The organism is Chitinophaga qingshengii, assembly GCF_014529935.1.
Lineage (GTDB): Bacteria > Bacteroidota > Bacteroidia > Chitinophagales > Chitinophagaceae > Chitinophaga > Chitinophaga qingshengii.
Window position 1 is genome coordinate 375,169 of the sequence record NZ_JACVFC010000004.1, and the last position, 13,913, is coordinate 389,081.

At 47.3% G+C, this 13,913-nt stretch carries 9 protein-coding genes and 1 pseudogene; 5 read left to right on the forward strand and 5 right to left on the reverse strand.

The window, feature by feature from the left end:
• Nucleotides 1–51 precede the first annotated feature (51 nt).
• From ICL07_RS26005 to ICL07_RS26025, 5 genes are all read right to left on the reverse strand, one after another.
• Entirely contained in the window at nucleotides 52–891 is an 840-nt protein-coding gene (locus tag ICL07_RS26005) for a CPBP family glutamic-type intramembrane protease (protein WP_188090984.1), read from the reverse strand.
• Between the two features lie 60 nt (nucleotides 892–951).
• Entirely contained in the window at nucleotides 952–2,196 is a 1,245-nt protein-coding gene (locus tag ICL07_RS26010) for a DUF1015 domain-containing protein (protein ID WP_188090985.1), read from the reverse strand.
• Between the two features lie 123 nt (nucleotides 2,197–2,319).
• Nucleotides 2,320–3,390: a 3-phosphoserine/phosphohydroxythreonine transaminase gene (gene serC / locus ICL07_RS26015; protein WP_188090986.1), complete on the reverse strand. Its 1,071-nt coding sequence runs from the start codon at nucleotides 3,388–3,390 to the stop codon at nucleotides 2,320–2,322.
• A 191-nt stretch (nucleotides 3,391–3,581) separates the two neighbouring features.
• Nucleotides 3,582–4,571 carry a zinc dependent phospholipase C family protein gene (locus ICL07_RS26020; protein ID WP_246485168.1) on the reverse strand — a complete coding sequence of 330 codons (990 nt, stop codon included), beginning with the start codon at nucleotides 4,569–4,571 and terminating at the stop codon, nucleotides 3,582–3,584.
• Nucleotides 4,572–4,677: 106 nt separating this feature from the next.
• A complete protein-coding gene (locus ICL07_RS26025; RefSeq protein WP_188090987.1) occupies nucleotides 4,678–5,286 on the reverse strand; it encodes a DUF502 domain-containing protein in 609 nt (202 codons plus the stop codon).
• 236 nt (nucleotides 5,287–5,522) lie between these two features.
• On the opposite strand from ICL07_RS26025, the gene ICL07_RS26030 reads away from it, so the two are divergent.
• The 5 genes and pseudogenes from ICL07_RS26030 to kynU all read left to right on the forward strand — a co-directional run bounded on the left by ICL07_RS26030 (nucleotide 5,523) and on the right by kynU (nucleotide 13,911).
• Nucleotides 5,523–6,134, forward strand: a complete 612-nt coding sequence (locus tag ICL07_RS26030; RefSeq protein ID WP_188090988.1) for a TetR/AcrR family transcriptional regulator — start codon at nucleotides 5,523–5,525, stop codon at nucleotides 6,132–6,134.
• 4 nt (nucleotides 6,135–6,138) lie between these two features.
• A complete protein-coding gene (locus ICL07_RS26035; protein ID WP_188090989.1) occupies nucleotides 6,139–7,503 on the forward strand; it encodes a TolC family protein in 1,365 nt (454 codons plus the stop codon).
• Between the two features lie 37 nt (nucleotides 7,504–7,540).
• On the forward strand, nucleotides 7,541–8,650 hold the full coding sequence (locus ICL07_RS26040; RefSeq protein ID WP_188090990.1) for an efflux RND transporter periplasmic adaptor subunit: 1,110 nt from the start codon (nucleotides 7,541–7,543) through the stop codon (nucleotides 8,648–8,650).
• A gap of 27 nt (nucleotides 8,651–8,677) precedes the next feature.
• Nucleotides 8,678–12,238, forward strand: a complete 3,561-nt coding sequence (locus tag ICL07_RS26045) for an efflux RND transporter permease subunit (RefSeq protein ID WP_188090991.1) — start codon at nucleotides 8,678–8,680, stop codon at nucleotides 12,236–12,238.
• A 404-nt stretch (nucleotides 12,239–12,642) separates the two neighbouring features.
• A pseudogene (gene kynU / locus ICL07_RS26050) lies at nucleotides 12,643–13,911 on the forward strand (kynureninase).
• The last annotated feature ends 2 nt before the right edge of the window (nucleotides 13,912–13,913 follow it).

A 13,913-nucleotide genomic window follows, 5' to 3' on the forward strand; every position in this document is an offset into this window, starting at 1 on the left:
AATGTCCCACAGGTCGTTCTCCGGGCAAGCGTAAATAAAAAACAGGAAATTTTATATTATACTTTTTTTAAATGTTGATAAAAATATTTTTTGAAGGAGAAGCCCTCCTATGGCTAACACAGCCAATGCGGTAACAACAGTGGGAACATAACCTTCTGCGAACAATTCTTCCCATTCGCTTTTAAAGACAAGGAGGGCAAATACTAAACCGACGATGGTGACCCATATACCGGGAAGCAGGGAACGGGTGTAGTAATAAACCCAGTTCTGCAACAGATGGATGAAGATGTAAAAAAGGATGAGCGCCGGTTTGATACCCATGATCGATATAAATAATACACAATTGAGGATCGCCACGGCTGGCCGGTATCTTTTTAACAGGCCATCCAGCAAAATACCCCGGATGATCAGCGTTTCCAGCAGCGTCAGACCTGCGAAGGTGAAGAAGATGATCAGGGGGTTGTCCGGGAAGTATAGGAATGGCTTATGCATTACCATTACCCAGGTATTGACATGGAGCCAGGCGGAAATGCCGGTAAAAGCAATGGTCAGCGCCGGTGTAATAAGCGTCAGTAATAACAGCACGGTGAGCGGAGGCATGGCAAACGATGGCTTGTAGTCTGGTTCATATTTTTTCTTTTCCCGATAGGTAAAGGCAGCGATGAGGAGATATAGGACAAGGTTGAGCGGCCCAATAAACTGGTATATCTCAGGGATAGCGCGGTGGGTGATGCCGGCAAATAATCCCAGACTGGCATTGACAATGAATAAACCGCCGAAAAAAATAATGAATAATATCCACAGTTGTTTGAGGCTGGGATAGGCATTTATCTCAGGTGCGGCAAATTCGGTATCATCAAAAATAGATGGAGTAGGCTCTGTGGAATACATAGGAAAGGAAAGGGAATAAAAAAATCCCCTGGCCTTTCACCAGGGGATCAATATATTAAATTAAATAACATGCGTGATCAGGCCATCCCGCAGCTTCGGCTCAAACCAGGTGCTTTTGGGAGGCATTACATTGCCACTGTCAGCAATATCAAACAGTTGCTGAATAGTCACCGGATACAGGGCGAAAGCAACTTTCATCTCTCCACTGTCAACCCGTTTTACCAACTCCTGTAAACCGCGGATACCGCCCACGAAATCAATTCGTTTATCGGTACGCTGGTCTTTGATGCCCAGGTGTTTGTCCAGTACGTTGTTGGACAGGATGGTTACATCCAGGATGCCGATCGGATCGGTGGTGTAGGTGCCTTCTTTGGCTACCAGGCGGTACCAGGTTCCTTCGAGGTACATGCTGAATTCGTGCAGCATGGAAGGCTGTTGTGGCTGATGGCCTATTTCTTCTACGGTAAAGTCATAGTCGAGGCGTGACAGCAATTCAGCTTTACTCAGACCGTTGAGGTCCTTTACCAGCCTGTTATAATCCAGGATGGCCAGTTGGCTGGCAGGGAAGATGGTGGTCAGGAAATAGTTGACCGGGTTTTCCACGGAAGTGATTTTACCGTTTTCCTGGAATTCTTTCTGTACCAGGCTGGCGGAAGCAGCGCGGTGGTGCCCGTCGGCGATATAGGTGCAGGGCACCTTTTCGGCGAAGAGGGTCGTGATTTCCTGTACGGCTGCCGGGGTATTGATAACCCAGATGGTATGCTGTATACCGTCGTCGGCGGTGAAGTCGTACGCAGGTTTGTTGTCTTTCTGCCAGCGGTCTATCAGGGCATTTACTTCCGGCACATCGTTATAGGCCAGGAATACGTTGCCTGTCTGGGCCAGCGTGGTTTTAATGTGGTTGATACGGTCCAGTTCTTTGTCCGGGCGCGTAAACTCATGTTTTTTGATGATGCCTTTATTGTAGTCATCTACAGAAGAGGCGCATACCAGGCCGGTCTGGGAGCGGCCATTCATCACCAGTTTGTAGATGTAGTAGGCAGGTTGTGCTTCCTGGAACAATACGCCATCGCTGACCAGCTTTCGCAGGTTTTCGGCTGCTTTGTCGTATACCGGCTGACTGTGGGTGTCTGTCCCTTCCGGCAGGTCTATTTCTGATTTGGAAACATGATAATACGAATACGGATTACCGGCAGCGGCGGCTTTAGCTTCGTCCGAACTGAGTACGTCATAAGGCCTTGCAGCTACTTGCGCCGCCAGTTCTTCCTTGGGCCTTAATCCTTTAAAAGGTCTGATAATAGCCATGATAAATAATGTAGATGAGGGTAAAAGTAATAATAAAAATTACGAAATGCGAATAACGATGATCAAACTGAAATGATCGTTCAGTTAAATCATCGTTATTCATATTTCGTAATGACAGGTAGCTTAAGCTTTCTTCAGGGAGAAGTATTTCATGGCTTCCACCATTACTTCTACGCTTTCGTAGGGCAATGCATTGTACATGGAAACCCGGAAACCACCGGAGAGGCGGTGCCCTTTGATACCTACAATATCTTCTTTCTTACAGAATTTCAGGAATTCCTCTTCCATCTCTGGTTTATCCATGATGAAGCAGGCGTTCATCAGACTGCGGTCTTCTTTGGCCACTGTACCGCGGAACAACGGGTTGTGGTCAATTTCATCATACAGCAGCGCGGCCTTTTTCTCATTGATTTTTTCGATGGCCGGTATACCGCCCTGCTCTTTTAACCAGCGAAGGGTGAGCATGGAGATATATACCGCAAATACGGGAGGGGTATTCAACATGGACCCATTCTCAATATGATTCTTGTAGTCCAGTATAGCCGGGATCTTGCGGGTTACTTTGCCAAGTATGCTTTTACGGATAGCTACCATCGTAGCACCGGCAGCACCCATGTTCTTCTGAACACCGGCATAAATCAGCGAATACTTATTGAAGTCCATAGAGCGGCTCATAATATCACTGCTCATGTCTGCAATCAGGGGAACGTCTGTCACCGGGGTCATATGCCACTGTGTACCATAGATGGTATTGTTCGTGGTAATGTGCAGGTAGCTGGCCTGCGCAGGGATGTTGAACTGCTTGGGGATGTGGTTGTAGTTACTGTCTTTGGAGCTGGCTACTACATCTACGAAGCCAAACAATTTCGCTTCCTTGATGGCCTTGTTGGACCATACACCGGTATCTACATAAGCGGCTGTTTCACTGCTTTCCAGCAGATTCATGGGCACCTGCATAAACTGCGTGGTGGCACCGCCATGCAAATACAGTACCTCGAAGTCGTCATCAAGCTGCATCAGTTCCCTAACCAGGCTACGCGCTTCCTCCATCACCGCTACAAACGGCGCTGTTCTGTGGCCTATCTCCAGTATGGACATCCCCGATCCTTCAAAATCTATCAGGGCTTTACTGGCTTTGTATAATACCTCGTTGGGCAATACAGAAGGACCTGCGTTAAAATTATGCACCTTCATGTTACGATCTAGATTAAATTCATTTTTTGATCTTTCCACTTTGTTTTGGTTTTTCTAAGGAAACGGAAAAAAAACGGCACGGGTGTTTTAAAACCTGTAAGGCGCTGGTGTAGGATAGGTTAAAAGACGGTAGGAACAAAGATAAAATTTCTTTTCCAATTTTTTTGTATCAGCCTAAATATTTTGACCGCTTATTCTGCCCTGCCCAGCATACGCCCCTCTGTCCATCGCTGTTGCAGCTGCTCGAACTCCTGCAACTCACTCTCCGTAAGACTTGTATGCTGAAGCTCCTGCAAGGACGGTTGACCTGCATTTACCCAGGCGGTATACCAACAGGCTGCCACCGCTGCAATGGCTTGTTTCATTCGCCGCTCCACCATATCACCCAATAAACGATGATATGCTTTCGTATAACCTTCAGCGTAAGTTCGCGTTAACACACCGTTCCTGATCTCATAGGCATAACGCTGCGATGGAGAAGTATGTTCACATAACCTCTTCTCTTTTTTGAGTACGGTATCGGCAGCAAGACCACTACTGGTCACAATCTGCCATACATACGCCCGCCAATCAGCGATGTAACGCGCTTTACCGGCCCAGTAGTCAAACTCCGCATCTGCCAGCAATTCGGGGATACGTGATTCCCAAAGGCCATGGATGCCGGTTTGACCGGTAAACTGCCCGTTGTGGTTGGAACAGGCATGTAACGGCACATGCGCATCGGCTACGTAATGGCCTATTTCAGCCGATAATTGTAGTATCCGCTGCTGGTCCAGCTCCCTGAATGCCCTGGTAAGCCTCGCCATCATGGTTTCCAGGTACCAGGGTAAAATACCATTGCGCTGTAGCGAATCGGCCCCATACCGCGCTACTGCTTCCTGCCAGCTGCGGGGGATGCTGCGGTAAGGCGGCCTGTCCAGCAGATCGATGTCCAGGAAATGCCGCGCCCCCTCCGCAGCCACCATGTACCGGCGCTTATCGGGATCGGTAGCGTGCACACGAATGTACTCCAGGTGCGGCTTGTACAATACCATCATCTCCGGTGGTAAACAAAATACCGCCAGCCGGTTGATCCGCTCATGCGCAAAAAAGCCCCAGCCACCGGCTCGCAGCGGACAAATCAACCATAATACAATTGTGAAACTTACAGCGAATGGCTGTATCAGGATACGGGTTAACATAACAAACAATTTAAACATTTGGTTATTTAGAAATTTAGTCATTTATCCCAAGGATGCCAAAACATCCACGGAAAATAAATGACCAAATAACCCAATAACCAAATCCCTAAATATTCGTAACGCCGCCGCTCACGGCAAATTTCATCGCTTCTCCGGCCGATACGTTCTCCAGCGGTTTTACCCGCTCCTTCGGTACAATAAACACCTTACCGGTAATAGCATACGCATGGGGAACATATACGGCCATATAACCCTCTAAACCAAGATGGGTAACGTCCGTCTGCGTAATAAAACCCATCTCCCATACATCCTGCCCGTAAATCTGCACCAGCACCGGGTGATCAAACTTCTTCTTCTCGCCCACAAATGCATCAAATACGTCTTTGATAGAGGTATAGATGTATTTGATAAACGGCGTCCGCTCCAGCAAATGGTCGAATAAATCAAAGATCCGCCCGATAATAAACGAAGAACTCAGGTATCCCACCACTACCACTAATATCAATACCAGCGCAAATCCTACGCCCTTGTATTTTAAAAAGTTATAAGAGGTATCATCCGGAATAATCTCCTTCGGAATAAGATTGTCAATAGTAACAAACGCCCAATATAAGGTCAGTGCAGTGATCCCGATAGGAGCCAGTATCAACAGGCCCTGAAAGAAATACCGCAATAAACGGGACGCAAACACTTTTAATTTGAGTTTTGGCGACATGGCAAAAGGAATGAGGGCACAAAATTAGACAAATAAGCGGAAGATTGCCTGCCCCGTTTTTTCCTGTCACTTATTCCGATCTCCACTATAATCTCCGCTAATCAGTAAATCAGTCATCATCCTGTCCATCACAGTTCCGTGTTGCCACATGTAAAAAATAAATACTGGAAACTTTGGAAGTTTAAAAAGTTTCCATAGTTTTGTCTCAGCATTACAAAGCCTGTTAAAGCACTCTTATGGAACCGCAGGAACGTATCATGGACACGGCTTTTAGCCTGTTTCGACAATATGGCACCAGGTCTATCACCATGGATGACATCGCTGTGAAAATGGGCATTTCCAAAAAAACACTCTATGCCCATTTTATGGATAAAGATGACCTGGTAACACAGGCTATCACCCGTTTTATAGGTATCGTAGACCAGGAATGCCAGACTAACCGCGAAAAATCCGACGACGCCATCCAGGAACTGTTCCTGGTGATGGATATGCTGGACCGCCGCATGCGGAACATGAACCCGGTAGTCCTGCTCGACCTGCAAAAATTCCATGCGAAAGCATATCAGGTGTTTATAAACTATCAGAACAACTCACTGGCCAACACCATCCGCGAAAACCTGGAAAGAGGCATCAGTGAAGGACTCTACAGACCGGACCTCGACATTAGAATTCTGACTCAATACCGCGTTTACGGATGTATGCTCAGCTTTCAACCCGAAACGTTCCCTGGCAATTCAGATATGACCAAAGTACAAAAGGTACTGCTGGAAAACTATCTGTACGGAGTAGCATCTGCCAAAGGGTATAAGCTGATCGAAAAATACAAACAACTATCGCTAAACATATAATACTATGCAACGAATCAGAAGGCTCACCGGCATGGCTTCCATGGCGGGATTGCTCGCCCTGGCTACCACCGCCGGCGCCCAGCAGTCCGTGTCACAGGAACCTGTCCGCCTGTCGGCCCGGGAAGCAGTGGACTATGCACTGGCTAACCAGTCTACCGTTAAAACGGCCAAACTGGATGAACTGATCCAGCTGGCCAAAAATAAAGAGGTCGCCGGCCTCGCACTACCCACTATCAACGGTACCGGCCAGTACCAATATAACCCGATCCTGCAGAAACAGATGTTCAACGTGGGAAACTTTGCCCCGACCGGAGGTAAAGACACTTTTGCGGTCATCACTTTCCAGCTTCCCCAAAACCTCATGGGGGAAGTAAGGCTCACCCAAACGCTGTTCGATCCCAGCGTACTGGTTGCCCTCCAGGCCCGTAAAACCCTGGAAGTACTGGTATCGCAGAATGTGGCCAAATCACAGATCGATGTGAAAGCCAACGTATACAAAGCCTATTATAATGTACTGTCAGCGCAGAAAGCATTGTCTATCCTGACAAACAATATCAATACCCTGGAAAAAATACTCAACGATACCAGGGAAATCAATAAAAACGGTCTCGTGGAAAAGCTGGATGTAGACCGCCTCGTGGTACAATTCACCAACCTCCAGACCGAACAAACCAAACTCCGTAATCTCATCGAACTCGGGGTAGCTGCACTGAAATACCAGATGGGCATGCCACTGAAACAGGTGGTCGTACTCTCCGATACCCTCTCCACGGAAAGGATCACGGAAAGCATCCCCGACATGGACCATTTCGACTACTCCCAACGGATTGAATACCAGTTGCTCGAAACACAGAAAAAAGCCAACGAATACGACCTGAAAAGATATAGGATGAAAGGACTGCCCTCGCTGCAGCTTTTTGCGGCTACAGGCGCGCTCCGCGGAAGCGATAAGTTCGATTACCTCAAAAGCCAGACATGGTACGGCTATCTCAATACAGGCCTCAACCTCTCTGTGCCCATCTTCAGCGGCTTACAACGCAGAAGACAGGTAGACCAGGCCCTGCTGAACGTCAAAAAAAGTGAAGTGGCTATCGAAAACGCTAAACTGGGTATCGATCTCGAAAGAGAACAATCGGCTTCTACCTTCCGTAACAACGTGCTGAACCTGGAAGCCCAGGAAAAAAACATGAAACTCGCGGAAGAAGTACACAATACTACCCAGATCAAATACCGTGAAGGGGTGGGCTCCAGCCTGGAAATGTCGACTGCCGAAAATGACCTGCTCACCGCCCAGAACAATTATTTCACCGCACTGTACAATGCCATCGTAGCACGGGTAGACCTGCTCAAGGCTTACGGAAAACTATAGTGCAAAACCTTTTCAATCACCTATCACTATCAGCTATATGAATAAAAGATATCTTTTCATCGTCCCCGTGCTCTCTGTGGTAATAGCTGCCTGCGGCGGCGGAGGCAACAAAGTGCAGCAACTGGAAAAACTGAAACAGGAAAGAACTGCCCTCGATACCAAAATCGCAGCCCTGGAAAAAGAAGTTGGCAAAAAAGATACGGTAGCAAGAATGAAAGACGTTACAGTGTCTGCTGTGAAAGACACGGTATTTGAACATTATATCGATGTACAGGGAAGCGTGGATGCCCGCGAAAACGTAAACGTATCAGCCCGCGCCATGGGCGTGATCACGGCTATCTACGTACGCGAAGGCCAGCAGGTCAGCAAAGGACAAACACTGGCCCAGGTGGATGACCAGGTACTGAAAGCCAATATGGCGGAACTGCATACGCAGATGGACCTCGCCAACATCCTCTATGAAAAACAAAAAAATCTCTGGAATCAGAAAATAGGCTCTGAAGTACAATACCTCAACGCCAAAAACCAAAAGGAAGCGCTGGAACGGAAAATGGCCACCCTGCAGGACCAGCTGGCCCAAACCCGCATCATTGCACCCATCGGCGGTACAGTAGACGCGGTGATCGCTAAAGTGGGCGACAACGCTGCTCCCGGTAATCCTACTTTCCGCGTGGTAAACGCCAATAACCTGAAAGTAACGGCCAACGTGGCGGAAGCCTATGCCGGCCTCCTGAAAACAGGCGACCGCGTGATCCTCTCTTTCCCGGATATCAACCGCGAAATCAAAACCAATATCGCTTTCGCTTCCAGAACGATCGACCCGCTAAGCCGCACCATCAAAATTGAAGTGCCGCTGAAACCGGATAACGCTATCCGTCCCAATATGATCGCCCATATCAAAATTGTGGACTATACTGCCAGCAATGCCGTAGTTATACCGGTGAACCTGATCCAGTATTCTTCCGGTAAACCTTTCGTGATGGTGGCGGCTGATAAAAACGGTCAACTGGCTTCACTACGCAGAACCATCGAAGTAGGACGCACCTATAACGACAAGGCTGAAATCAAAGACGGCTTAAAAACCGGCGACAGGATCATCACCACTGGTTACCAGGGCCTCAACGACAATGACCTGATCAAACTGTAATGCTGAATCACAGCCAAAACCAAGTGTATGCAAGATAATCTTCATAAAGAATTTAAACCCACCAGCTGGGCCATTGATAATAAGGTGAGCATCTATGTAGCCACCATTATCATTGCGCTGGCGGGTATTCTTTCGTATATCAACCTGCCAAAGGAACAGTTCCCGGAAGTGGTGTTCCCGCAGTTCTTTATCAATACCATCTATGCCGGTACTTCCCCGGAAGATATGGAAACCCTGGTGACGAAACCCATCGAGAAACAACTCAATGGCATCTCCGGTGTGAAGAAGATCAAAAGCACTTCCATGCAGGACTTCTCCGCCATCACCATCGAATTCAACGCTAACGAAGACATCGAAGCGGCCCGCCAGCAAGTGAGGGAGAAAGTAGACGACGCGAAAAAAGATCTGCCTAAAGACCTGACACAGGAACCGCAGATCGTTAAGATCGATGTGTCCCAGATTCCTATCATGAACGTAAACCTCTCCGGCGATTTCGATCTGCAAACACTCAAACGGTATGCAGATGATATGAAAGACCGCATCGAGGCACTGAATGAAATCACCCGCGTAGACCTGGTAGGGGAGCTGGAAAGAGAGATACAGATCAATGTTGATAAATATAAAATGGATGCTGCCAAAATCGGTTTTGACGATATCATTGGCGCTATCCAGGGAGAAAACATTACCATCTCCGGAGGCCTGGTGTCTATGGACGGCCAGAAACGTACCCTCAGTGTAAAAGGGGAATATAAAGATCCGGCTAAGATTGGTAACATCATTGTACGCGGTCAATCCGGCGCTACAGTCTATCTGAAAGACGTAGCCGATGTGGTGGACGGTTTCCTCGAACAGGAAAGTTATGCCCGCCTGGCCGGTAAGAATGTAATCACGCTCAACGTAATCAAACAAAGCGGTAAAAACCTCATCGATGCGTCTGATAAAATACAGGCCATCAAGGCCGATATGGAAGCCAACTACTTCCCGAAAGGCCTGCATGTGACCATTACCGCGGATCAATCTAAGTCTACCCGTGTTACCCTGCACGACCTGATCAACACCATCATCATCGGCTTCATCCTGGTAACGCTGATCCTCATGTTCTTCATGGGTGCGGTAAACGCCATCTTCGTGGCCTTGTCGGTGCCCATCTCCATGTTCATCGCCTTCCTGCTGATGCCAATGTATGGGTTTACCCTTAACATGATGGTGCTGTTCTCCTTCCTGCTGGCATTGGGTATTGTGGTGGATGACGCCATTGTGGTGATCGAAAACGTGCACCGTATTTTTAATGAACGAAAAGACCTGGGTATAGTAAGAGCCGCCAAGATAGCGGCGGGAGAAGTGTTTTTGCCGGTATTGTCAGGAACCCTGACGGTATTGGCGCCTTTTGTACCGCTGTTATTCTGGCCAGGCGTTATCGGTAAATTTATGTTCTACCTGCCGGTAACATTGATCACCACCTTGGGAGCGTCGCTGATTGTAGCTTATATCATCAACCCGGTATTTGCGGTGGATTTTATGGACCGGCACGAAGGGGAAGACCATCCCAAACCGAAGTTTGACCGCAAGTTCAGAATACTCTCCATCGTGTTTGCGGTGATCGCATTGATTGGTTATGCCAATGGCAGCGTGGGAACAGGCAACTTCGTGGTATTCGCTTATCTGATGATCCTGCTGGAACGTTTCTGGCTGGGTGGTGTAGCGCGTCACTTCCAGCACAGCTTCTGGCCTAAAGTGCAGGAACGATATAAACGTATCCTGAAATGGTGCCTGGTAGGATGGCGCCCGGTATGGATACTGGTGGCCACTTTCGGCCTGCTGATTTTCAGCATTATACTCACAGGTATTCGTAATCCGAAGGTGGTATTCTTCCCCCAGGCAGATCCTAACTTTATCTACACCTATATTGAGCTGCCGAATGGTACCGACCAGAAATACACGGACTCTATCACGCATATCGTGGAAGACCGTATTACCAAAGTGGTGGGCGCCAACAATCCGATTGTAGAGTCTATCATTTCCAACGTCGCTAAAGGCGCCGGTGACCCGAGCCAGATGGACATGAGCACCCAGCCGCAGAAAGGGAAGGTGACCGTGGCTTTCGTGGAGTTCGGCGCAAGAAACGGGCAGTCTACTGTTGCTTATCTTGCCAAAATCCGTGATGCTGTAAAAGGTATTCCGGGTACCAACATCACGGTAGAACAGGAGCAGGGCGGACCGCCAACCGGTAAACCGATCAACATCGAGATCACCGGCGATAATTTTGATGAACTGACCAGTTCTTCGTTTAGACTTAAACGTTATCTGGATTCACTGCATATCGATGGGGTGGAGGAATTGAAAAGTGATTTTGAAGATAACAAACCGGAGATCGTTGTCAACATAGACCGTGAAAGAGCCAACAACGAAGGGATCTCCACCCGGCAGATCGGTGGAGCGCTGCGTACAGCCTTGTTTGGCTTTGAAGCATCCAAGATCCGCGATGCCAAAGACGAATACAAAATCATGGTAAGATTACGGGACGATCAGCGTAACAATATCAATAACCTGATGAACCTCAACCTGGTATACCGGGATATGAATATGGGCGGCGCTGTAAGGCAGGTACCTCTGTCGGCCGTAGCGGATATTCATTATTCCAATACTTACGCCGGTATCAAACGTATCGACCAGAAACGGGTGATCACGCTGTATTCCAACGTGTTGACCGGTTTCAACGCCAACGAGGTAGTGCAGCATATCCAGACAGCGCTGCATGACTTCAGTCATCCTAACTCCGTGACAATCAAGATGACCGGTGAGCAGGAAGACCAGCAGGAAACCATGAACTTCCTGTTAATGGCGATGCTGGGGGCTTTTGGGTTGATTTTGATGATTATGGTGACCCAGTTTAACTCTATTGGCCGTCCGCTGGTCATCTTTATGGAAATTTTGTTCAGCATCATAGGGGTATTCCTTGGCTTCAGCATCTTTAAGATGGACATTTCCATTGTGATGACCGGGGTAGGTATCATGGCGCTGGCAGGTATTGTGGTGCGTAATGGTATTGTGCTCGTGGAATTCACCGACCTGCTGATTATGCAGAACATGCCGGTGTATGAGGCGGTGGTGGAAGCAGGCAAAACCCGTATGACGCCCGTGTTGCTGACAGCGATTGCCGCTATTTTGGGCCTTATTCCGCTGGCAGTTGGTTTTAACATTGACTTTGCCACCCTGTTCAGTGAGTTTAAACCGCATATCTTCTTCGGGGGCGACAACGTAGCCTTCTGGGGGCCGCTGGCCTGGACCATGGTGTTTGGGTTGATTTTTGCGACTTTCCTGACCCTGATCCTGGTACCGGTAATGTATGCCATGAATAAGCGCTCACTGGACGTACTTGATAGGTATGGGCTTTCCAGAACACTGAAGTATGTGCCTTTCCTGGTACTGATTTTAAAGCTATTTATGAAGAAGGAAACCGTGCGGCAGTTGCACGACCCTAAGTATGTGTCTGACAAGCCTTACAATTTTTTCCCGGCGCCTGAGCAGGAACAGCAGGAGGAGATACTGAAGAAAGGCGCTAAGGTGGACAAGGTTTCCGTGAATTAAAACAAGATAATTACGTTTTTTAGTAATACAGTGTAACAGTTGTAGGTTAACAGTCTCCGTCCTGATTCTTCAGGACGGATTTTTTTTGTATATTGTGGATGAAACCATATTTTTAGTTTTATTAACAAATTTTAACAATCAGAATGGTGGGCAATTCGATAGCTATTATTACATTTGACCCTTCAGAGCGTTCACGTTACTAGCTATATACAGCCTTAGCCTTATATGCCATATGATTATCGGATGTTAATTTTTCGACAGAAGACGGTCTGTTTTAAACAGTTATACAGGTTTGCCTGTTTTATGAAGTAGATATATTTAGCGTAGATAGACAAGACACAAGGTATCCGGGATGAGATACCCTCAGCCATTAAAATGGAAGACTGGCAAATGATTGGAAGACCATGGAGTACGTAGCAACCTTAGCATTTGCTAAAGAGCAGGACCAGCAGGATCCATTAAATAAATTAAGGGAGCAGTTTTATTTCCCCCAAAGAAAAGGAAAGGACGCAATTTATTTATGTGGCAATTCACTTGGGTTACAGCCTAAAAACGTTAAATCAGCAATAGAACAGGAATTGGCCGATTGGCAGCAGTGTGCAGTGGGAGGGTATTGGTCCGCCCAAAATCCCTGGCTTTATTATCAGCAATATTGCAGCAAACCCTTGACAGATATGATGGGGGCCAGCCAGCAGGAGCTAACAGTGATGAACACACTTACGGTTAACCTCCACCTGATGATGTTAAGTTTTTACCGGCCAACCAAACAACGGTTTAAAGTGTTAATGGAGGCAGGAGCTTTTCCGAGCGACCAGTATGCGGTGGAAACGCAGGTCAGATGCCATGGTTTCGATCCGGAAACAGCCATTATCGAGGTTTCGCCCAGAACCGGAGAATATTTGATAAGAACGGAAGATATTTTAGATATTATTAACAAGGAAAGTGATAGCTTAGCATTAGTTTTATTCGGAGGGATTAATTATTATACCGGACAATATTTTGACATACCCGCTATTACGGCTGCTGCTCATAGGGCAGGTGCTTATGCCGGTTTCGACCTGGCACATGTAGCAGGAAATATTCCGGTGGCTTTGCACAATTGGGAAGTAGATTTTGCCGTTTGGTGTTCGTATAAATACCTGAATGGTGGTCCCGGCGCAGTAGGAAGCGCATTTGTGCATGAGAAATATGCCAGCGACCGCGGATTTCTCCGCTTGGGTGGCTGGTGGGGCAACGAAGAGAGTGCACGTTTTAAAATGGAAAAAAGGTTTGTGCCTAAGAAAGACGCCGAAGGATGGCAACAAAGTACCGCACAGGTTTTTAACATGGTAAGCCTGAAAGCATCCCTCGAACTATTTGAAGCAGCCGGTATCGGCGCTTTAAGAGAAAAGAGCCAGGGACTAACCAATTACCTGGAGTTTTTGCTGCAGCAGTTGAAAGGCATTAATTTTGAAATTATTACACCTAAAAATTGTAATGAACGTGGCGCACAACTATCTTTGCTGTTCCTAAAAAAAGGAAAAGAGATACATCAGCAAATGACAGATGCCGGTATAATCATTGATTAGAGAGAACCCGGAGTCATCAGGGTTTCACCGGTACCGATGTATAACTCTTATCAGGATGTATTTCATTTTTATGAAATCATAGCTAATATTGCTTCAAACGCTTAATT